Origin of the sequence: Devosia sp. Root413D1, assembly GCF_001425235.1 — a bacterium.
In the GTDB taxonomy this organism is placed as follows: domain Bacteria; phylum Pseudomonadota; class Alphaproteobacteria; order Rhizobiales; family Devosiaceae; genus Devosia_A.
This window is the reverse complement of record NZ_LMEA01000008.1, coordinates 612,493-633,076: the sequence shown is the minus strand read 5'-3', so window position 1 is coordinate 633,076 and position 20,584 is coordinate 612,493. Positions and strand designations below refer to the sequence as shown.

At 64.0% G+C, this 20,584-nt stretch carries 18 protein-coding genes; 13 read left to right on the top strand and 5 right to left on the bottom strand.

Features of this window, described 5'->3' with window-relative positions; all coding sequences use genetic code 11:
* Positions 1-6: 6 nt before the first annotated feature.
* The 3 genes from ASC89_RS11555 to ASC89_RS11545 form a co-directional block, all read right to left on the bottom strand.
* Positions 7-1,230 (bottom strand): ABC transporter permease, encoded by a 1,224-nt coding sequence (locus ASC89_RS11555; protein ID WP_082533306.1) that lies wholly within the window; start codon positions 1,228-1,230, stop codon positions 7-9.
* Entirely contained in the window at positions 1,227-2,240 is a 1,014-nt protein-coding gene (locus tag ASC89_RS11550) for an ABC transporter permease (RefSeq protein WP_055879882.1), read from the bottom strand. Before ASC89_RS11550 ends, ASC89_RS11555 begins: the two co-directional genes overlap by 4 nt.
* 77 nt (positions 2,241-2,317) lie before the next feature.
* Positions 2,318-4,405, bottom strand: coding sequence for an ABC transporter substrate-binding protein (locus ASC89_RS11545; RefSeq protein ID WP_055879042.1), 2,088 nt, complete (start codon positions 4,403-4,405; stop codon positions 2,318-2,320).
* A 161-nt stretch (positions 4,406-4,566) separates the two neighbouring features.
* On the opposite strand from ASC89_RS11545, the gene ASC89_RS11540 reads away from it, so the two are divergent.
* The 4 genes from ASC89_RS11540 (at position 4,567) to ASC89_RS11525 (ending at position 6,927) form a co-directional block, all read left to right on the top strand.
* On the top strand, positions 4,567-5,493 hold the full coding sequence (locus tag ASC89_RS11540) for a helix-turn-helix domain-containing protein (protein WP_055997777.1): 927 nt from the start codon (positions 4,567-4,569) through the stop codon (positions 5,491-5,493).
* 219 nt (positions 5,494-5,712) lie between these two features.
* Positions 5,713-6,285: a LysE family translocator gene (locus ASC89_RS11535; RefSeq protein ID WP_055997773.1), complete on the top strand. Its 573-nt coding sequence runs from the start codon at positions 5,713-5,715 to the stop codon at positions 6,283-6,285.
* Positions 6,286-6,334: 49 nt separating this feature from the next.
* Positions 6,335-6,580 carry an antitoxin MazE family protein gene (locus ASC89_RS11530; protein ID WP_055997770.1) on the top strand — a complete coding sequence of 82 codons (246 nt, stop codon included), beginning with the start codon at positions 6,335-6,337 and terminating at the stop codon, positions 6,578-6,580.
* Positions 6,577-6,927: a type II toxin-antitoxin system PemK/MazF family toxin gene (locus ASC89_RS11525; protein WP_055997767.1), complete on the top strand. Its 351-nt coding sequence runs from the start codon at positions 6,577-6,579 to the stop codon at positions 6,925-6,927. Before ASC89_RS11530 ends, ASC89_RS11525 begins: the two co-directional genes overlap by 4 nt.
* On the opposite strand, the gene ASC89_RS11520 is transcribed toward ASC89_RS11525, so the two are convergent.
* Together ASC89_RS11520 and ASC89_RS11515 are read right to left on the bottom strand one after the other, a co-directional pair.
* Entirely contained in the window at positions 6,924-8,780 is a 1,857-nt protein-coding gene (locus ASC89_RS11520; RefSeq protein ID WP_055997764.1) for a DUF5054 domain-containing protein, read from the bottom strand. The genes ASC89_RS11525 and ASC89_RS11520 overlap by 4 nt on opposite strands.
* A 154-nt stretch (positions 8,781-8,934) precedes the next feature.
* Positions 8,935-9,972, bottom strand: a complete 1,038-nt coding sequence (locus ASC89_RS11515; RefSeq protein WP_244488441.1) for a LacI family DNA-binding transcriptional regulator — start codon at positions 9,970-9,972, stop codon at positions 8,935-8,937.
* Positions 9,973-10,289: 317 nt separating this feature from the next.
* Here ASC89_RS11515 and ASC89_RS11510 point away from each other — a divergent pair, with 317 nt between their 5' ends.
* From ASC89_RS11510 to ASC89_RS11470, 9 genes are all read left to right on the top strand, one after another.
* Entirely contained in the window at positions 10,290-11,651 is a 1,362-nt protein-coding gene (locus ASC89_RS11510; RefSeq protein ID WP_055879054.1) for an extracellular solute-binding protein, read from the top strand.
* A 313-nt stretch (positions 11,652-11,964) separates the two neighbouring features.
* Entirely contained in the window at positions 11,965-12,885 is a 921-nt protein-coding gene (locus ASC89_RS11505; RefSeq protein WP_055998044.1) for a carbohydrate ABC transporter permease, read from the top strand.
* On the top strand, positions 12,882-13,712 hold the full coding sequence (locus ASC89_RS11500) for a carbohydrate ABC transporter permease (protein ID WP_055997761.1): 831 nt from the start codon (positions 12,882-12,884) through the stop codon (positions 13,710-13,712). The genes ASC89_RS11505 and ASC89_RS11500 overlap by 4 nt, the downstream gene beginning before the upstream one ends.
* The gene (locus ASC89_RS11495; RefSeq protein ID WP_055997758.1) at positions 13,712-14,824 is read left to right on the top strand and encodes an ABC transporter ATP-binding protein; all 1,113 of its coding nucleotides are present in this window, start codon (positions 13,712-13,714) and stop codon (positions 14,822-14,824) included. Before ASC89_RS11500 ends, ASC89_RS11495 begins: the two co-directional genes overlap by 1 nt.
* A gap of 148 nt (positions 14,825-14,972) precedes the next feature.
* Entirely contained in the window at positions 14,973-16,388 is a 1,416-nt protein-coding gene (locus tag ASC89_RS11490; RefSeq protein WP_055997755.1) for a CehA/McbA family metallohydrolase, read from the top strand.
* A 3-nt stretch (positions 16,389-16,391) separates the two neighbouring features.
* Positions 16,392-17,243, top strand: a complete 852-nt coding sequence (locus ASC89_RS11485; protein WP_082533304.1) for a sugar phosphate isomerase/epimerase — start codon at positions 16,392-16,394, stop codon at positions 17,241-17,243.
* On the top strand, positions 17,243-18,313 hold the full coding sequence (locus ASC89_RS11480; protein ID WP_055997752.1) for a Gfo/Idh/MocA family protein: 1,071 nt from the start codon (positions 17,243-17,245) through the stop codon (positions 18,311-18,313). Before ASC89_RS11485 ends, ASC89_RS11480 begins: the two co-directional genes overlap by 1 nt.
* Positions 18,314-18,557: 244 nt before the next feature.
* Positions 18,558-19,709, top strand: a complete 1,152-nt coding sequence (locus ASC89_RS11475; protein ID WP_055879071.1) for an extracellular solute-binding protein — start codon at positions 18,558-18,560, stop codon at positions 19,707-19,709.
* On the top strand, positions 19,706-20,584 hold the full coding sequence (locus ASC89_RS11470) for an ABC transporter permease (protein ID WP_055879074.1): 879 nt from the start codon (positions 19,706-19,708) through the stop codon (positions 20,582-20,584). The genes ASC89_RS11475 and ASC89_RS11470 overlap by 4 nt, the downstream gene beginning before the upstream one ends.

Genomic DNA, 20,584 nt, shown 5'->3' with positions numbered 1-20,584 from the left:
TTCACCTCAGTAGGGGTCGATAGCGTCGCGGAGGCCGTCGCCGAGCGCATTGAATGCGAACACGGTGATCAGCACGAAGACGACGGGCGAGAGGATCCAGGGATAGGAGCCGATCACCGAGAAGGTGCCGGTATCCTGCAGCATCAGGCCCCAGGAGATCAGCGGTGGCTTCACAGCGAAGCCGAGATAGCCGAGGAAGCTCTCGAGCAGCACGACGCTGGGAATGGCGATGGTCACCGCGACGATCAGGTGGCTCGAGACGTTGGGCAGGATGTGACGCAGGATGATGCGCCAATCGGACGAGCCCACCGCGACAGCGGCGCGCACATACTCGATGCGGGCAAGCGCCAGGGTTTTGGAGCGCACCTCGCGGGCGAGCTGGGCCCAGCCAAGCACCGCCATGACACCGATGACGAAGGCGATGAACACCGGCGAAGGCGCCGTCACCGGGATCAGCGAGGCGAGCGCCAGGTAGAGCGGCAGTTGCGGGAAGGCAAGCACCAGGTCGACGAAGCGCTGCACCCAGGCATCGAGCCGGCCGCCGATATAGCCCGAGGCGATGCCGACGAGCGTGCCGATGGTGGTGGTGAGCAGCACCACGACGAGCGCAATGGTGAGCGAGATCTGCGAGCCGACAATGCCGCGCGAAAGGATGTCGCGGCCGAACTTGTCGGTGCCGAGGAAGTGGATCGGCCGGCCGTCGACCGAGCCGAAGAAGTGGATATTGGCCGGGATGACACCGAGCAGATTGTAGCGGTGGCCGGGGACAAAGAAGCCGAGCGCGGTGGGATTGGTTTTGTCCGGACCGGTCATCGGCTGGAAGGTGATGGGGTCGAACTCCCCGGTCTCGACGATCGGGTAGACGAATGGAATGAGGCTGAAGCCGCCGTCGGGGGCGCTGAACTCGACGTGGTCGGGCGGCGCGAAGGCGATTTCGGCCCGCTTTGGGTCCATCGGCGCGAAGAAATCGCCAAAGATGGCCATGAGGATCAGCGCGACGGTGAGCACCAGCCCGATCATGCCCATGGTTGAGCGACGGAAGCGCCGCCAGACCAGGGCGGCATAGGTCTCGTTGCCGTGGGCAAAGCGTCCGGCGGACGTGACAGTCTTTCCGTCGGCCAGTGGGTCGGCGGGCGGCAGCTGGTGACCGGTCGGGGTGGCGAGTTCGGCAGAGTTGGCGGCGCCAGTTTCGGTGGTCGAGAGGGTCGGCTTGTCAGCGATGGTGCTCATTCGCGGTTCTCCCCACCAAGTCGGACGCGGGGATCGACTGCGGCGAGCAGCAGATCGGCGACGATGTTGCCGATGATCAGCGTGGCGGCGAGGACAAGCACGAAGGTGGCGGTGACGTAGACGTCGCCCACCGCCATGGAGCCGACAATGGCCGGCCCGACAGTCGCGAGGCCAAAGACGATGGCGACCTCGATCTCGCCGGTGAGCATGTAGGGCAACGCCACACCCTGATAGGCGATGAGCGGATGCAGCGCATTGGGCACGGCATGCTTCATGATCACGGCGCCTTCCGACATGCCCTTGGCTCGGGCCGTCTCGACGTATTGGCTATTGAGCACGTCGAGCAGGTTCGCCCGCATGACGCGCATATTGTAGGCGAGGCCGCCGAACGTGGCGATGAAGACGACCGGCCAGACATGCTGCACCAGGTTGAGGAACTTGTCCCAGCTCCAGGGCGCGCCTCCGTATCTCGAGGAGAAGAAGCTCCCGAGCTCCTGTACGTTCAGCTTGAAGGCGAGGATGTAGATGATGATCAGCGCCAGCAGGAACCGTGGCACGGTCATGCCGAGAAATGAGATGACGCCGAAGGTGGTGTCGATCCAGCTGTATTGTCGGGTGGCAGCGATGATGCCCATACCGATGCCGATGACCGACGCAAAGAAGTGACAGGTCAGCGCCAGGAGGACAGTGCGTGGCAGGCGCTCGGCGACGACGTCGCTGACCGGCTTGTTGTAAAACAGCGAGTGACCGAAATCGAAGCGGGTGACGATGCCCACCATCCAGTTAACGTACTGGACCGGCAGCGGCTCGTTGAGGCCGTTCTGTTCACGATAGATATCGGCCTGCTTTTCGGCCTCTTCCATCGTCGCGCCGCCCTGATTGATCAGCATCGAGCGGATGTAGTCGCCGTAGTCGCCCGGAGGGGCCTGGATGATGGCGAAAGTCACGACGCTGAGAACCAGCAGGACCGGCAGGGCGGCCAGGAGTCGCATCACCAGAAAACGTAGCAAGTGCATATCAGTCTCTCCTCCGGTCAGGTGGCAAGGGGGCGAGTATACCCCCTTGCCGCGGGTTCCGTACGGTGCGGTTAGAGTGAAGCCGCGCCGGCAGAACCCGGCTCACCCGGGAGGGTGTTGGGGTGCAGTTCGTAAGCCTGCTGCTTGTCGGTCGGGACGTAGACGCGTTCGCGGATGATGTTGTCCTCGGCCCACTGGAACATGTAGATCGGCGCGCCGGCCGGGATGTTGGCGAAGCGCTTGTTGATGATCAGCGCACCCGGATACTGGGTGAGACCGATGCCGAACAGGTTCTCGGTGTAGAGCTTCTGGTAGGTCTTCATCAGCTCGCTGCGCTTGGCGGCATCGTCAGTGGCGATGAACGCGTTGACGCTGTCGACCAGTTCCTGCTCCCACGGCAAGAGATCCAGCGTGCCGTCAGTGCCGGCGCGGTGCGATCCGTTGACCTGCGGACCGGTTGGCGCCAGAGCCGACGTGTTCTGGACCACCGAGATGAGCTCGGAGCCGTTACGGGCAACGCGCCAGTCGAACTTGCCCGACTGGTAAGTCGCATCGTGCTGCGTACCGGTCAGGAAGTTGGCGATGACGCGAATGCCGAGCGGCTCCATCATGGCGATGACGCCTTCGGCAAGGTTCTTGTCGGTCTGGTAGTCGGCGTTGGCGAGCAGCGTGATCTCGACATCGGCGCCACCAGCGGTGCCGGCGGGGAAGTTCACCACGCCATTGCCGTCGGTATCGACGAGACCGGCCTTGGCCAGCTCTTCCTTGGCGGACTCGAGGGAGAACGGATAGTAGACCGTCGAATCCTTGTCGTAATAGGTCGTGCCGGCATACAGGCCGCCCGGATAAATGGCCGTGAACGGCCCCTTCACCAGAGCTTCGCCGAGACGCTGACGGTCAATCGCGTAGGTGATCGCCTTGCGGAAATCCTCATTGCGGTTGAGTTCGCGGATTGCCTGTCCACGCGCATCCGGTTCGCCCCAGCCATTGCCGGAGAGGTTCGGGTAGAGCGTGTAGCCGATGGTGCGGGCACCGAAGGCGAGACGGGCGGGGGCGTTGGGATCGGCAGAGCGCTTCAGCGCCTCGACATAGCTTTCGGCCTGTTCGAGGTTGGAGAAGTCGCCGGTGCCGGCCACGGCCTGCACGTCGCGATCCGCCCAGGTCGAGAGGCGGAAATGCACTTCGTTCAGGTAGGGCAGCTGGTTACCCTTGTCGTCGACCTTCCAGTAATAGGGGTTGCGGCGCAGCACGATGATATCGTCCGGACGGTACTCGACCGGCACCCAGGCGCCCATCACCGGGATGTTCATGTAGGTGGGCGGAATTGCGTTCTTGTACTCGTCGTAGGTCGCGCCAGCCTTGTACTTGGGGTGGAGCGGCTTGAAGATATGCGCCGGGCCCGGACAGAAATTGCCGTGCGCCATCTGGTACAGGTACTGCTTGGGGAACGCTTCCTTGAAGGTCCAGAGCAGGGTGTACTTGTCCAGCGCTTCGAGCGTGGTGCCCTCGCCGAACATCTCGGGCGAGGCGCCGTTGAGCGGCGTCACGTTCGGATCGATGACGTTGTCTTCCCAGTAGAAGATCGCGTCCTCGGTGGTGAATTCCACGCCGTCCGACCACTTGGCGCCCTCGACCAGGTGCATGGTCAGCTTGTGGCCGTCTTCGGACCATTCCCAGCTCTTGGCGAGGTTGGGCAGCGGCGCCAGTTCCTCGGCCTTGACCTCGAACAGCGGCCCGGTACGGGTCAGACATTCCATGGTGGAATTGTCCACACCACCCCAGCCCTGTGACTGGCCGCCCATGTAGTTCCAGCCTTCCGGCCGGCCGCCGATGACGTGACGCATCACGTCGCCGTAGACGCCGATGCCGTCGGGCATGTTCGACGCCTTGAAGATCAACGGTTCCTTGGGCAGGCGCTCGGCGACCGGCGGGAGCTTCCCGGCGTCGACAAAGGCCTTCACGAAATCCGGCTCGTGGTATTCCGGCAGCGTGCCGTACTCATAGATATCCTTGGCACCGACGAAGACAGGCGTTCCCTGTGCATCGAATTTCGGCGGATCAGGTGGGGTCGTCGGCGGAACGATCTGGGCCTGCGCAGCGAAAATCGAAACGCCAAGCAGAAGCCCTGCCCCGCCAAGGGCAAATAGGTGTTTACGCATGTTTCCTCCCTAGGCTCGAGACCGGCACAACACGCACCCGGCAGCAGGCCTCCAACCCGCCACCACTTGTCCCAGCCTCAAAAGGGTAGACCTTGCGCCAACGCGAACAATCCGATTATCTGAATGAGTATTTCCGGTTTTTACAGATTGCTACAGGACCGATGAACGAGCAGCCGCAGCACTTCCTGCCGGGCAAGCCGCGAGAGAAAGCCACCGCCCCGGTGCCGCGTCCGGACCGGCGGTTTTACGCCCAGACGCAGGCGTTTGGACGCTTCGGCATCCGCTGGTTCGATCCGCAGATCATGCCGGAAGAGCACTTCCACGGTCATATCGAGCTGAACTGGCTGACCACCGGCAGCATGGACTACGTCATCGACGGACGGCCGCTGCGCATCCCATCGGGCCGGCTGGTGCTGTTCTGGGCGGGTATCCCGCACCAGACCACGGCGATCGACTATGGGGTGAACCACGACAGCCGGCAGTGCAATGTCTACCTGCCGCTCGACAGCTTTCTGCACATGCCGAACCTCGGGCAGCTCACCGAAACGATGATGGGCGGCGGGGTGGTGATGCTGCCGCCAGAGACGATCGGCGCCGATACGCTGACGCGCTGGTACCAGGATTACCGCTCGGGCGATGCGGAGCGCACGGACATCCTCAAGGAGGAAATCGCTCTGATGCTGCGGCGAGCGGCGGTGACCGGCTGGGACATCCTGATGGAGCCGTGGATCGAAAGCGTCGGCTCGACCACGCGGGCGGCGTCGCCGCTGCGCTACGTCGTGGCGATGATCCGGCACATCCTCGAGAACCTCTCGGAGCCGCTGAGAGCCGAGGATGTGGCCAAGGTGGTGGGGCTGCACCCCAACTATGCGCTCAACCTGTTCACCGAGGTGATGCGGGTGCCGATGCACAAGTTCGTCGTGCGGATGCGGCTGATCCGGGCGCGCTCGCTGCTGTTCGAGGGCAGCCTGTCGATCGAGAACGTGGCGTTCGAGAGCGGTTTTTCGGCGCTGAGCCAGTTCTACGTGCAATTCCGCAACGCCTATGGGCTGACGCCGCGGCAGATGCGGGCGCATTACCTCAGGTGAGACTGGCTACAGTCAGATGAGCCGGTGGCTGTGGCCCCCCACCCCTGTCCCCTCCCCGCAAGGGGGAGGGAGACTCTCACACTAACATCTCTGCTCCATCGTCTCCCTCCCCCTTGCGGGGAGGGATCAAGGGTGGGGGTCAGCCCGCACCCGGGTCTTGTGTTCGCCTCCGGTCCCGCGCTTCACTCGCGCGTAGCGCGTATGAGGCCCCCTTCTCCGATGACCGACCCGATCCTGTTCATTCTTGCAGTGCTGACCCTGCTCGGCACGCCGGGACCGACCAATACGCTATTGGCGACATCGGGCGCGACGGTCGGAGTGCGGCGGTCGGTGCGGCTGCTGGTGGGGGAACTCGCCGGTTACCTGATCGCGGTCGGCACGATCCGCATCGTCCTGGGGCCAGTGATTCACAGCTATCCGCTGGTGGGCATCGCGCTCAAGGCGGCAGTGGTCGCCTACCTGATCTGGACCGCCATCAAGTTGTGGCGGCACAATGCGAGCCTGACCCACAGCCAAACGACGATCGGCATGCAGAGCGTGTTCGTCACCACCCTGCTCAACCCCAAAGCGCTGATCTTCTCGCTCAGCATCATCCCGACCAGCCATCCGCAGTTGGTCTGGTACGTGCTCAGCTTCGCCCTGATGGTGCCGCTGGTGGGGTTCGCGTGGATCCTCGTGGGTCGGGCGATCGGGGCGGCAGCAGGCGACCGGCACACCGGCGTAGTGCGCAAGGTCGCCTCGGTGGCGCTGGTCGGCTTTGCCGGCGTGATCGCCGCCTCGGTGCTGGGATAGGTGGACTTTTGAGGTGGTCGCGCCTACGTTACATGTAACGGAGGCCACGATGGCATCAACAGCGAAGTCCAGCAAGCAACGGGTGCGCGAGCACAGGGCAAGACTCCGAGCGCAGGGCCTTCGACCAATCCAGATCTGGGTGCCGGATACGCGGAGCGAGGAGTTTCGGCGTGAGGCACACAGGCAGTCTCTGATCGCCGCCCAAAGCCCTACAGAGGCTGAGGATCAGGCCTTCATCGGCTCACTGCAGGAGTGGAACGATCCGGACAGCGAGACCTGGCGGAATGAGAAGTGAAGCGGGGCCAAATATGGACCGCTGCCAACAGTACCGAGTACGGACGTACGCCACGTCCTGTCGTTATCATTCAAGACGGTCTCTTCAGTGAAACCAACTCGATCACGATCTGTCCCCTAACGACAGATCTCAGGGAGGTGCCGCTGATGCGCGTGACCGTGGCGCCCACGGTGACCAATGGCCTGATGGCCGAAAGCCAGCTTATGGCGGACAAGATTGCTACCATCCCCCGCTCGAAGCTCGGCAGGCAGATTGGCGAATTGGACTCGGCCGGCATCGGTCGAATGAATTCCGCGATCCGACTGTTCCTCGGCTTGGACGCAGGCAACGAAAGCGAAGCTGTTTAGAGCTCCAGCACGAACCTGGCTTCAAACCGCTCGGCGCCCCACCACATGGGGAAGTTGGTGCCCCACTTGTTGTTGTGGAGATTGAAGCGCAGGCCGGAGGAGAAATCCGGCGGGCTGGGGTTGAACGGCATGAACTTCGTCGCGGTGGGCGCGACCAGCGGCGTGTCGAGCGGTCGGAGTTCGACACCGGCAGTGCGCACGGCGGCGACGGCCTGGAGCTGACCACCGCCCTTGTGCGCAATGCGGTTCGCGGGCAGCCACTGCCCCATCTTGAGGAACTGCCAGTCGTGCACACCTGCCGGCGTGAAAGTAACAAAGCTCGCCTCGGGCATGCGGTTTGCCGGCTTGTCGAGCAGCTCGACGGTGATTTCGAGGTGGCGGCTGTCGAGCGCGCGGAAACGGTAGGCGACGCGTGCGGGAGCGCCGAGAGTGGCGTGCGCAGCAGCGTCGAGGGTCGCGGCGCCGTCCACCAGTTTCGGGGTGAAGCTCAGGGAGCGCGCCGAGGCGGCCTGATCGAGGCCGGGCTTGATGTGGTCGAGGATGGCCCACTGAGCGCGGTGCGTCAGGTAGGTGTCCATGTGGGCGGCGACGTCGGAGGCGTCGTAGCTCTCGTAGCGATAGCCGAGGAGGCAGCCCCCCTCGCCGCGCAGCTCGACGCCGGCGGGGGAGCGAACGAGGATCACGTCACCGGTGTTGGGATCGGTTTCGACGAACCAGCCGGTGCCCTCGATCGCCGAATCCTCGGCGGCTTCGGCCAGCGCACGATCAGCAGGCTCAAGCTCGGCGACAGCAGCGTCGAGATAGGCGCGCTGCTCGGCCCAGGAGGCCTCGGAATACTGGAAGCGGTAGTCGGCGACGCGAGCGGCTTCGAAGGCCGGGCGGTCCCAGGCTTGGTCGTCGCGCAGGTATGACTTGATGTCGACGCCCCAGGTGTGCTCGGCGACCATGGTGAGGCCGCGACCGAAAGCCCGACGGCTGGGAGTGAGCGCTTCGTCGGCAAAGCCATCATAAAGGCGCTGCAGGTGCAGGAAGCGCTTGAGCTTGTCCGGATCGGTGCCGGCGCCGTGGATCCAGTTGTCGCCGAGCTCGAGGTCGACAACCGGGAACTGCTCGCGGCGGGCCCAGAGAATTTCGCCATAGGCATCGAGGGTCGAGGCGACGATCTCAGTCCCCGGGTTATGGCCCTGCAGCTCGCGCCAGGCGTCGACGGTCTGCGGGACGCTTTGCGGGCCCATATTGTCGTTGGTGTGGGCGAAGCCGAGGCCCTCGTCAAAGCCCTCGGGGAACGAGGTTTCGCCGTAGGATTTTTGATACAGCACGACGATCTCGGCGCCATCCGGGGCGCGCCAGCGGAAGACGTCGGGGACATCGGGCGGCGGCGAGGCGGAGTTGACGCCAAGGTGCAGGAAGTTGACGCCGGCTTCGGCGAGCAGCGGCACGATGCCGATGGTGTGGCCCGGGACGTCGGTCATCTTGCTGGCAATCGTCTGTTTGCCGAAACGCTTGTCGAGTTCCTGGCTGTAGCTCAAGCCGGCGCGGAACACCGCCGGCGACATCAGTTCGGAATGGGTGGTGAACGGTAGCGCGTGCCAGCGGATCAGGCCGCGATCGATGGCGCGCTCGAGCCGCTGCACCCGTTCTGCGCTTTGCGAGTTCAGGTGATCCCAGATCAGCCAGGCCCCGGTGGTCCAGATGAACTTGGGATGCTCCGGATCCTCGGCGAAGAAGTGCTCGCCGGTATCGATCGCCTGCGGGATGAAGCGCTCGTGGTACTGGGCGCGCACCTTCGTTGCGTGGTCGGTGAAGCCGATATCGAGGTGGGTCTTGAAGACCAGATGGATCTTTTTGGTCACTGGGGATCTCGTGTGTCGATATTCAGGTGATGCCGGCCTGCAAATGGCGGCCTTCTGCGCTTCCGGTACTCACGTACCCAAACGTACGCTCCGTTCCGGTTCTCGAAGTCCACCATTTTCGACCTCGGCCTGACCTGAATCTCGACACACGAGGTCAGCCCACGGTGCCGCGGACGACCAGGCGGGTCGACACGGTTTCGGTGAGCGAGGGTGAGGTGGGGTTCTTGAGGCGGCGGAGGATCAGGCGCAGCAGCGCCTGGGTGCGCTCGGCGAGGTCGAGCTTCACCGTGGTGAGGTTGTAGCTCTTCCAGTGCGACTGGTGGATGTCGTCAAAGCCGACGACCTTGACGTCCTGCGGCACGCGCAGGCCGAGTTCGGTGCGCAGCGCATCAATAGCGCCGAACGCGCCGACGTCGTTGGCGGCGAAGATCGCGTCGACCGGCTCGCCCAGGCGAAACTGGTTCACTGTCTCGCGATAGGCGGTGTCGTACATGTAGTCGCCCTGAATGCGGATCGGTGGCGGCAGGCCGCGCTCGGCGATCACCTTGCGCACCATACGCTCACGTGACTGGGTAGCGAGCGAGTTGGACTTGCCGGCGAGGAAGGCGAAGCGGCGGGCGCCATAGCCCTGCATCAGCGCCACGGCCTGCTCGATGCCCTCGCGCTGCAGCACGTCGAGCCGATCGAACAGTGGCGCAGCTTCCTCCTCCGCCGCTTCCTCGTCCGGGTAGCCAATATAGATCGGCACGGCGCGATCGAGCACCCGGGCAAGCGTGGTGGGGCGGACGTTCTCGGCATAAGCGATCACCGAATCCGGGTTGAAGCCCTTCATGTAGGTGAGGAGCGTCTCGTCGAGCGAGAGATCATCGCGGGTGCGGAACAATAATGTCGCGAAGCCCTCGGCCTGCAGCGCCGTGGTCATGGCGTCGAGCTCCTGGCTCTCCCAGGGGCCGGAGATATCGGGCACGATGATGCCGACGAGATGCGAGCGGCCGGTGACCATCGAGCGGGCGGCCATATCCGGAGTGTAGTTCAGCTCCTGCGCCACCTTCAAAATCAGGTCGCGCTTTTCCGGCTTGATCGAAGCATGCGGGTTGAAGGCACGGCTGACGGCGACGCGCGAAACGTTGGCGGTGCGCGCCACCATGTCGGCGGTCGCGCGGCTGCGGTTGCGGGTGACCGGATCGCTCAAAAGGTCTACCTTGCTGCCCTAAAGTGAAATCGTGTGCAAAACTGTTCTGCCGGTTCATTTCAAGCGCTGTCAAGCCGATCCGGCAACGAAACAACCTAACTCACTGATGTTACGGAACAATGACCGACGTCCGGCGGAATAGAACAAACATTCCATTGCGACGTCATCACGCTGTCATTCGCAACAGGCATTCTACCGCTTGACGATGAATGAAAGCGTGTTCATTCTGAGATCGTGAGCTGCGGCGGGGAGTATTGACCGTCGCTATCGCCAATTCGGCGCCCGCAATGCGGCGCCACCAAGGGAGGAATTTCGCGATGAGCAATCGCCTGCGCGCCCTGTATCTGGGGCTTGCAACTGCGACTACGATGATCACGCCCGCCTTCGCGGTCGACCTGACGGTGATCTGCCGCTGCGTCGTCGGCGGGGTGAACAGCGAGACCGCCACCTGGATCAAGGACAGCGTGATCCCCGGCTTTACCGCGAAGATGAAGGCCGAGGGCAAGGACGTCACCGTGTCGCTGAACGAGTTCGGCGGCAAAGACGAGCAGATGACCCAGCAGCTGGCGCTCGATTTCTCGACCGGCGCCGGTGCCGACGTCGCAGCGTTCGACGGCTTCCTGATCCCCTCGTTCGTCGAAGGCGGGCTGCTGAAGCCGCTCGATGAAGTGGCTGGCGCCGACGTCAACAGCTGGGAAGGCTGGAGCCACATTTCGGAAGGCGCCAAGTCGCTGATGAGCTATGGCGGCAAGGCCTATGGCCTGGCGCTCGGCACCGACGTGCGCGCCATTTTCGTGCGCAAGGAATTGCTGAAGTCGGCCGGGCTCGACCCCGACAGCTTCCAGCCCAAGTCGTGGGCCGAACTGCTCGACGCCGCCCGCGCCATCAAGAAGGCAAACCCGGATTCGTTCCCGCTGCAGCTCAATGCCGGCGTGAACATGGGCGAAGCCACCACCATGCAGGGCTACTACATGGCGATCCTCGGGACGGGCGAAAGCGTCGTCGACGAGAACGGCAAATACATCGTGGCCAGCCAGGGCATCCTCGATACCCTCAACCTCTACAAGACCATCTATGTGGACGAGCAGTTGGGCGATCAGCGCGCACAGCTGCTCGGCGACGGCCGCAACCGCACCTTCACCAACTTCCGCGACGGCAAGACGGCGCTCCTCGTCGAAGGCGACTGGTTCTTCAACTCGGTAATGGCGCCGGGCGCCGAATTCGGGCTCGAGAATCGCGACGCCGAAGTCACCTGGGCCTCGATGCCGGCGCAGGAGCCGGGCAAGGGCTATCGCGGGCAGGACTACGTGACGGTTTCAGGAGGCACGGGCTTCGTGCTCAACCCCGCCACCAAGAACCCGGCCGAGGCGTGGGCGCTCCTGAGCTATATGAACAGCCAGGAATCGCTGACCGCCTTCCAGGGCTTCCGTGAGGCGCGCCGCATCCGCGACGACGTGGCGACGCCGAACAATGTCTACCTGCAGAAGACGCAGGAGAGCCTGTTGCCGCTGACCACCGCGCGCCCGAACGACCCCAACTACAACAAGGTGTCGGCCGAGATTCAGCGCATGACCGAAAGCGTCGTCTCGGGCGAAGCCAGCCCGGCAGACGCGATGGCCGCCTACAAGGCGGCTGTGATCGCCATCGTCGGCGAAGCCAATACGGTTTCGAAGCTCTAGCTTCGAAGGACGTCCTCCCACGCCCGGCCCTCCCTGAGCCGGGCGCTCCCTGGGAACGCCTCCCCGGCACCCTGTCTGCGGCCGGGGAGGTTCCTTTTTTTCGATTGGGGTTTGTCACATTGAGACGGTCATCGCATCCACTGGCGGTAGCGCTCGCTGCCCCCCACCCCTGCCCCCTCCCCCCAAACAGGGGGAGGGAGACCCTCTCGACCATCCTTCGTGACCTCGCATCCGGCGGAACTATTGGCGTCTCCCTCCCCCTTCTGAGGGGGAGGGGACAGGGGTGGGGGCCAACACGCGCCGGTCTATGCGCATGACCAAAAAGAAGAACTTCTCCCTTCTCTCCCACCGCGCCGGCGCTGCCTTCCTCGCCCCCGCCGCGGCGCTGGTCGGGGTCTTCGTGCTGCTGCCGTTCTTCTGGGTGATCTTCGTTTCGTTCACCAACCGGACGCTGTTGGGAAAGACCGCGCTCAGCCCGGATTTCGTCGGGCTGCAGAACTATTTCCAGCTGTTCGACCCGGCGACATTCTTCACGCGTGGGCAGTTCGGCTTTTCGCTGATCCTCACCACGCAGTTCGTGCTGCTGTCGGCGCTGGTCGGGCAGGCGCTGCTCGGGCTGCTGCTGGCGTGGCTGATGCAGACCATCCCCCCTGCCCTCAAGCGGATCGTCGAGACCGCCGTGATCGCGGCCTGGATCCTGCCCGAAGTGGTGATCGGCTTCGCCTGGTTCGCCTTCCTCGACTACGACAACGGCACGCTGAACATGATCCTCCGGGGGCTCGGGCTGCCGGCGGGAGATTTCCTGCTGCAGCAGCCATTCTGGGTGATCGTTATCTTCAACACCTGGCGCGGCGCCGCCTTCTCGATGATGCTGTTCAACTCGGCCTTCGCCTCGATCCCGCCGAGCTATTTCCAGGCGGCTGACGTGGCCGGCGCCTCGAGCTGGCAGAAGTTCCGCGATATCGGGCTGCCGCTGATCCGCGGCCACGTGGTCACCGACCTGATCCTCATCACCATGTGGACGTTCAACGTGTTCACACCATTCATCCTGACCAATGGCGGGCCGAGCTACCGCACGGAACTCCTCTCGATTTACAATTACCGCATCGCCTTCCGGGAATTCGATTTCGGCAAGGGCGCGGCAGTGGGCGTGATCATCATGCTGATCAACCTCATCTTCGCGCTGATCTACCTGTCGTTCGGCAGGAAGAAAGCCAAGGCGGTGGAAGAATGAGGCTGAGCTTTCCGCAACTGCTCGCCCGTATCGGCTTTTCGGCACTGGCTGCGATCATCGGCATCCTGTTCGCGCTGCCGCTGATCTGGTTCATCTTCGCGCCGTTCAACGCCCGGGCCGAGCTTGGCATCGCCATTCCCGACCCGTGGACGCTGCAAAACTTCCTCACGGTGTTCGGCAATGGCTTTGCGATGCGCGGGCTGCTCAACAGCCTGATCCAGAGTGTCGGCGGGGTGATCCTCGTCGCCGCGGCTGCGACGCTGGCGGCCTACGCGCTTTCCCGCTCTTCGATCCCGGGCAAGAGCATCGTCACCTATGTGCTGCTGCTGTTCTCCTCGGTGGTGTCGGGGACGGCGGCGATGGTGCCGATCTTCCTGATTGTCTCGTCGGTGGGGCTGATGGACACCCATATCGCAGTGATCCTGGTGTTCGCCGGCGGGCTGTTGCCGACGGCGATGTTCATCCTGCGCGATTTCATCGACGGCATTCCCAAGACCTATGAGGAAAGCGCCATGGTGGCCGGCGCTTCACCGGTGCAGGCGTTCTTCGATGTGGCGCTGCCGGTAATCCGGCCGGGCATCGTGGTCGTGGTGGTGTGGGCCTTCGTCAACATCTGGGGCTCGTTCCTGATCCCCTTCATCCTGTTGCGCTCGGATGACCTGATGCCATCGTCGGTCGCCATCTACTCGTTCTACTCGGAGGCGGGGACGCCGATCGTGACGCTGCTTGCAGCCTACTCGCTGATCTACTCCCTGCCCGTCGTCGCCCTCTATCTCTTCGTCAGCTGGAAGTTCGGCTTCCGCTTCTTCGGTGGAATCAAAGCGTAATGGCCTCGGTCGAATTCCAGAACGTCACCAAGAGCTTCGGCACCTTCAATGCCGTCTCGGACATCAGCTTCAAGGTCGCGGATGGGGAGTTCATCTGCCTCCTCGGGCCTTCGGGTTGCGGCAAGACCACCAGTCTCAGGATGATCGCCGGGCTCGAAACCCCGAGTTCGGGCAAGATCATGATCGGGCCCGATGACGTGACCCACCTCCACCCGAAGGATCGGCAGATCTCGATGGTGTTCCAGGATTATGCGCTCTACCCGCACATGAACCTCGCCGACAACATCGCTTACCCACTGAAGGTGCGCGGCGAGAGCGTCGAGAAGCGGCACAAGCGGGCCAAGGAAGTGGCCGACGTCTTGAAGATCGGCGACCTGCTCAACCGGCTGCCGAGCCAGATCTCGGGCGGGCAGCAGCAGCGCACCTCGCTGGCGCGAGCGCTGGTTTATCCGAGCCGGGTGTACCTGTTCGACGAACCGCTCTCCAACCTTGATGCGAAGCTGCGGCTCGAAGCGCGCGGCTTCCTCAACCACCTGCAGCGCGACATGGGGATGACAGCAGTCTACGTGACGCACGACCAGGCGGAAGCCATGGCGCTGGCGACGCGAATTGCGGTGATGGATCGCGGCCGGATCGTGCAGTTCGCGCCGCCGATCGAGATCTATCGCCGGCCGGCAACAACGTTCGTGGCGAATTTCGTCGGCAACCCGCCGATGAACATGATCCCGGTCGAAGGGACGGTCGACGGCGAGCGGCTGCAGCTGCGCGCACACGGAGTGCTGGTGCGGGATCTGCCGATTTCACAGGGGATCAAGGCGGCGCTCGGCAAGGGCGCCGGGCTGACGCTGGGAGTGCGGCCCGAGCACCTGAGCATGGGCACGATCAACGACGTGAACATGGTCAGCGGCAAGCTGTTCGCCAACGAAAATATGGGCCCCGAAAAGCTGGTGACCTTCGAGCGCCAGGACGGCGGTCGGGTGACGGCGCGGATCTTCACCGACGACGCGGTCGAGACGACGGAGAACGTAGCGTTCACCTTCGACGGGGCGCACGCGACGCTGTTCGACGCGGAGGGCAAGCGCATCCCGGCGGATGGGGAGATGCCGCTGTGAGGGTGGCGATGCTGACTGAGAGAGACTCCCCCCTCCCATCCTCCCCCACAAGGGGGGAGGTGCCGCATCGAGTGTTCGGCATCATCGCGCCACAGCCCCGACTCTTCACCTCCCCCCTTGTGGGGGAGGCCGGGAGGGGGGTGGCCGCATGACCCAGATCGTAAGGGTCAATGTTACTCGCGCCGATCAGGCGAAGAACCCCTATTTCTACATCCCGGTCACCGTCCCCGCGGGCACGACGCGGGTCGATGTGACGCTGGCCTATCCCAAGGCGGATGACTGCGTCATCGACCTCGGGATGTTCGATCCCGGGATGACCGCCTACCCGTCCGAGGGTGGGTTCCGGGGCTGGTCGGGTGGGTTTCGCGATCGGTTCCATGTAGCGACCGACAGCGCGACGCCTGGCTATGTGCATGGGCCGATGCCGGCGGGTGAGTGGAACGTCATCCTGGGGCTCTACAAGGTGCCCGCTGATGGCGCCGAGGTGACCGTCACCGTCGAGCTCGACAGCGCCGAGCGCCCGACCAATCCGCAGCCGGAGCGGACGTTTCCGGTGCGCGCCGGCGACGGGTGGTATCGGGGTGATCTCCATTGCCACACCTTTCACTCCGATGCGGCTGGGTCGCCCGAAACGCTGCACAAGGCGGCGCTGCAGGCCGGGCTCGATTTCCTCGCCATCGCCGATCACAACACCATTACGCAGCGACGCTACTTCCATCCGGCGTCATCGCCCGACCTGGTGTTCGTGCGCGGCATGGAGGTGACCACCGCCGTCGGGCACGCCAATGTCTATGGGGTCGATGAGTGGATCGACTTCCGCATGACCAGGCCGTCGGACGCGCATGTGCTGGCCGACATGGTGCACCGCAAGGGCGGGCTCTTATCGATCAACCACGACAAGCCGACCATCCCCTGGGATTATGAGTTCCCCGCCGCCGACTGCCAGGAGGTCTGGCAATCAACCTGGATGGCGTGGAACTGGGTGTCGCTGGCGCGCTGGCAGGAGCGGCTGGCGTCGGGCCTGCGGATTTCGGCCATCGGCGGTAGCGACTTCCATCAGCCGGCGAAGCTCCAGCCGGAGGGGCCGCTGGCGCTGGCACGGCCGACCACGGTGCTGTGGTTGCCGGAGCTCAGCGAAGACGCAGTGCTTGCGGCAATGCAGGCCGGGCGTGGCTATGTCACCGAAGGGCCGAAGGGGCCGCATCTCGAGATCACCGTCAATGGCCAGCCGATGGGCGCGGCGGTGACGGCGCCGCTCCACTGCGAGGCGATCGTCCGCGGCGCGCGCGGCGACGTGCTGCAGTGGATCGACGCGCGCGGCACGATCACCGAGCAGGAGATCACCAGCGGCGACTGGCGGGGCGAGCTGGCGCTGCTCGACGGCGCCGAAAAGTTCGTGCGCGCCGAGATCATCGCCAAAGCCAGCAGGCCTTGGCTGATCGAAGAGTTCACCAAGGCGGCGAGCGAGCGCGGCGAGCTGCCGTGGCAGCTCAAGGGCTCGCACCTCACGGACGAGCCGATCCGGCGCGCCATTTCCAACCCAATCTACATCGATCAGGACTAGCTCATGTTTATCGGCAATGCCCCGTGTTCCTGGGGCATCAACTATCCCACCGGCAACGCCTACAGCTGGCAGGAATATCTCGATCAGGTGGCGGCCTCGGGCTATCGCGGCACCGAGCTCGGGCCGTTCGGGTTCCTGCCCAAGGACAAGGCAGTGCTGGGGCCGGAGCTCGACAAGCGCGGGCTGACGCTGATCGGCGCGACGCATGTGCACACCTTCGGCGACCGTGCTTCCGCACCGGTGCTGCTGGCGACGCTGCGCGAGTTGGCCCCGCTGCTGAAGGACCTGGGCGCGAAACACCTCGTCATCATGGATGAAAGCAACTGGTACCCCGAGGGGCAGGAAGGCGTGCTCGATCGCGAGGGCTGGAACGGGCTTACCGCCACGGTGCGCGAGGCACAGGCAGTGATCGAGGGCGAGTTCGGACTGAAGGCGAGCTTCCACCCGCATATCGGCACAGCAGTGGAGTTCGAACGGCAGATCGACCGGCTGCTCGAGGAGACCGAAATCGACCTCTGCTTCGACACCGGACACCATGCCTTCTGGGGCCAGGACCCGCTGGCCTACATGGAAAAGGTGTGGGGCCGGATCGCCTACATGCATCTGAAGAACGTCGATGCGACGGTGCGGCAGCGCGTGCTCGACGGCAAGCTCTCGGTGGCCGTGTCCTATGGCGCCGGAGTGATGGCCCCCCTGCCCGACGGCGCCGTCGACATCCAGGCGGTGATGCGCTTCCTCGACCGGAAAGGCTTCGATGGCCCGATCGTCGTCGAACAGGACGTGGCCGAGAATGCAGCTGAGACGCCGCTGCAGCTGGCCAAGCGCAACTACGTCTACATGCAGGCGATCGCGTGATGGCAAAGCTCAGAGTCGGCCTGATCGGCCTCGGCGAAGTCGCGCAGCTGATGCACCTGCCGCTGCTGGCGGACGACCAGCGCTTCGAGATCGCGGCGGTGACCGATGTCTCCCCCAGCCTCGTCGCTCACGTGGCGGAGCGCTATGGAGTGAAGACCCGGCATGCAACGGCCGAGGCGCTGATCGCCGATCCCGCAATCGACGCGGTGTTCATCCTGACGCCGGATTTCCTCCATGCGCCGCTCTTGGAAAAATCCATACGCGCCGGCAAGCATGTGTTCATCGAGAAGCCGGCGGCGCTGACCGCGGCGGAACTGAAGCCGTTGCTGGAGCTCGACAAGACCAACACCAAGACAGTGTTCGTCGGCTATATGCGACGCTTTGCGCCAGCGTTCACCGCCCTCAAGGAACGGCTGCCGCCGCGGGAGGAAATCCGGCACGTGCGGATCCGTGACCTGATCCGCGAGAGCCAGTTCTTCGTCGACCAGTCGCGCAACATCTTCCGGCCCACCGACGTGCCGATGGAGGCGATTGCCGACGGCCGGACGCAGACGCAGGCGCTGCTGAAATCAGTGATGGGCGAGGCGCGGCCGGATCAGCTGCGGGCCTATCAGGTGCTGACCGGGCTCTCGTCGCACAGCTTTTCAGCGATGCGCGAACTTTTCGGGGCACCGAATTCGGTTGCGGCGGCGCGGCAGCATCGCGGCGAGAACGTGCTGGTGATGTTCGACTACGGGACGTTCACCGCACTCTACGAGGCGGTGATCCATGACGTGGCGCGGTTCGACGCCGGCATCGAAGTGCTGACGCTGAACCAGCATTTCAAGATCAACTACGACACCCCCTATGTGCGGAACCTGCCCACCCGGCTGGAGATCACCACCTCGGATCTGCACTCCACCGGCACCGAGATCATCGGGCCGTTTTACGAGGATGCTTTCCGCGTGGAGCTCGGCGCCTTCCACCATGCGGTGACAACTGGGGAAAAGCCCAAGACGTTGCTGACGGACTCTCTCAAAGACCTCGAGTTGTTCGCGGAAGTCGGCCGTCACTTCTTGTCGCAAAACTGACGTCATCAACGCCCTGAAAGCCCCGAAAACCGGGGCTCTCCCACTGTCATCCTGATGTCATGGGAGTGCGGTTTAAGCGGCTAGACCACGCGCGCGGAATAAATCAGGCGCGCGCTGTCACAATGGAATTTCCGTTCCATTTTTCGCTTGCCAGCGGGCCCACCGAGATTAGTCTGGTCCCTACGGTCGGCGTCAGATTGACCTGCCGCGGGATGGCCCGCAGGCGAACCTGGGAGAGACAACGATGAAACGTCGTGCGTTTATGCTTTCGGTCGGCGGCGCAGCCGCCGGTATGGTGCTGCTGCCGCGGATGGCCTTCGCCGAAACCGGCAAGATCGACTGGTACACCTCGTCGGACCAGAACATTCTCGACTTCTGGACCAACGTGGTGAAGCCGAAGTTCGAGGCTGCCAACCCGGGCGTCACCCTGAACCTCGTGGATGCCGGCGACGCAGCCGGGCAGACCGCGATCGGCGAACGCGCGCTGGCCGCGATGCAGACCAAGACCGACCCGCAGGCCGACTATTTCGAATCCGCCGACTGGCGCCTGCCGGCCGGGGCGGCCGACGCCGGGCTCTATGTGAACATCAAGGAAGCCGGGCTCTCAAACTATTCCAAGATCAACCCGCTGGCCTTCGACGGCGACTACTCGGTGCCGTATCGCGGTTCGCAGGTGCTGCTCGCCTATGACACGACCAAGCTCGATCCGGCCAATGCGCCCAAGAGCTTTGCCGACCTCGTCACCTGGATCAAGGCCAACCCCGGCCAGTTCATCTACAACCGTCCCGACAAGGGCGGTTCGGGTGGCAACTTCGTCCGCCGCGCCATCCTCGAGGCGAACGGCAAGGACCTCGGCAAGTTCAAGATCGACAACTACACGCAGGAAGCCGGCGACGCAGCGCTGAACCCGGCCTGGGACATTCTCAAGGACTTGTCGGGCTCGCTGTTCGACAACGGCGCCTACACCTCGGGCAACACCCAGTCGATCCAGCTGCTGGGCCAGTCGGCGGTCACCATGATCCCGGCCTGGTCGGACCAGGCGATCCAGGCGATCAACACCGGCGTGCTGCCCGAGACCACCGGCCTCGTGCAGTTGCAGGACCTGGCGCTGCCGGGCGGCTTCTCGCGCTCGGTCGTGCTCTCGAATGGCGTCAACAAGGACGCAGCGCTGAAGCTCGCCGACTTCATCCTCACCGAGGAAGTGCAGTCGGCCGTGTTGAGCGAACTCGGCGGCTTCCCGGGCGTTGCCTGGGACTATGTCAGCCAGGACCTGCGCGAGAAGTACAAGGACGTGATCCCGACCACCATTCCGGCGTTCCCGGGTGGTGACTGGGAAAAGGCCATCAATGATGGCTGGTATCGCAACGTTGCGCCCAACGTGGACCGCAACGCGTGAGCCTTTCGGCCACGAGCGACATCGTCGGAACCAAGACTCGCAGGGGGCTCACGGGCCTCCTGCTGGTCGCCATTCCGGTATTCCTGGTCGTCTGGATGATCATCTGGCCGATCATTTCGGCCATCGGACGGACCATCTGGCTGCCCAATGATGGTGGGACGGGCAGGAGCTTTTCGCTCGAGACCTACAAGTTCTTCTTCACCGATCAGTACAGCCTCAACAACCTCAGCGTGACGCTGTGGACGACGGGCATCTGCGCCCTGCTCCTGGTGCTGATCTGCCTGCCGATCGCGCTCTACCTGCGCTTCGCCAAGGGGCGGCTCGCGGCCTACGTGCAGGGCCTCGCGATCTTTCCGATGTTCGTGCCCTCGATCATCCTGAGCTACGCGATCATCCGCGTGCTGGGGCCGAACGGCACGGTGGACCTGCTGCTCAACTCGGTCGGGCTGCCGCATATCCGCTCGCCCTACCTGACGCCGTGGGGGCCGGTGATCGGGCTGGTGTGGGACAATATTCCGCTGACGGTACTGATCCTGCTCTCGGGACTGGGCAACGTTTCCAACCAGTCGATCGAGGCAGCGCGCGATGTCGGCGCCGGGCGGCTGGCGGTGCTGTGGCACATCATCCTGCCGCGCATCTCAAATTCCATCCTGGTGGCGGTGAGCTTTACCGTCTTGGGGATCTTCTCGGCTTTCACCCTGCCCTATGTACTGGGGCCTGCGGCGCCGGAAATGATGGGGCCGTTCATGCAGCGCACCTTCCGCGACCTGAACGATCCGACCAACGCCATCACCCAGGCGGTGATCGCCTTCTGCTTCTGCATCGTGTTCGGGCTGTTCTACGTCCGCTCCGTCGCCAAAAACCGGAATCCGTGA

Bases quoted from the DNA above. Each gene is read 5' to 3' on its own strand.
- ASC89_RS11480 (WP_055997752.1), top strand. From the start codon at position 17,243: ATGGCAAAGCTCAGAGTCGGCCTGATCGGCCTCGGCGAAGTCGCGCAG.
- ASC89_RS11495 (WP_055997758.1), top strand. From the start codon at position 13,712: ATGGCCTCGGTCGAATTCCAGAACGTCACCAAGAGCTTCGGCACCTTC.
- ASC89_RS11505 (WP_055998044.1), top strand. From the start codon at position 11,965: ATGACCAAAAAGAAGAACTTCTCCCTTCTCTCCCACCGCGCCGGCGCT.
- ASC89_RS11535 (WP_055997773.1), top strand. From the start codon at position 5,713: ATGACCGACCCGATCCTGTTCATTCTTGCAGTGCTGACCCTGCTCGGC.
- ASC89_RS11555 (WP_082533306.1), bottom strand. From the start codon at position 1,230: ATGAGCACCATCGCTGACAAGCCGACCCTCTCGACCACCGAAACTGGC.
- ASC89_RS11500 (WP_055997761.1), top strand. From the start codon at position 12,882: ATGAGGCTGAGCTTTCCGCAACTGCTCGCCCGTATCGGCTTTTCGGCA.
- ASC89_RS11490 (WP_055997755.1), top strand. From the start codon at position 14,973: ATGACCCAGATCGTAAGGGTCAATGTTACTCGCGCCGATCAGGCGAAG.
- ASC89_RS11530 (WP_055997770.1), top strand. From the start codon at position 6,335: ATGGCATCAACAGCGAAGTCCAGCAAGCAACGGGTGCGCGAGCACAGG.
- ASC89_RS11475 (WP_055879071.1), top strand. From the start codon at position 18,558: ATGAAACGTCGTGCGTTTATGCTTTCGGTCGGCGGCGCAGCCGCCGGT.
- ASC89_RS11540 (WP_055997777.1), top strand. From the start codon at position 4,567: ATGAACGAGCAGCCGCAGCACTTCCTGCCGGGCAAGCCGCGAGAGAAA.
- ASC89_RS11510 (WP_055879054.1), top strand. From the start codon at position 10,290: ATGAGCAATCGCCTGCGCGCCCTGTATCTGGGGCTTGCAACTGCGACT.
- ASC89_RS11485 (WP_082533304.1), top strand. From the start codon at position 16,392: ATGTTTATCGGCAATGCCCCGTGTTCCTGGGGCATCAACTATCCCACC.
- ASC89_RS11545 (WP_055879042.1), bottom strand. From the start codon at position 4,405: ATGCGTAAACACCTATTTGCCCTTGGCGGGGCAGGGCTTCTGCTTGGC.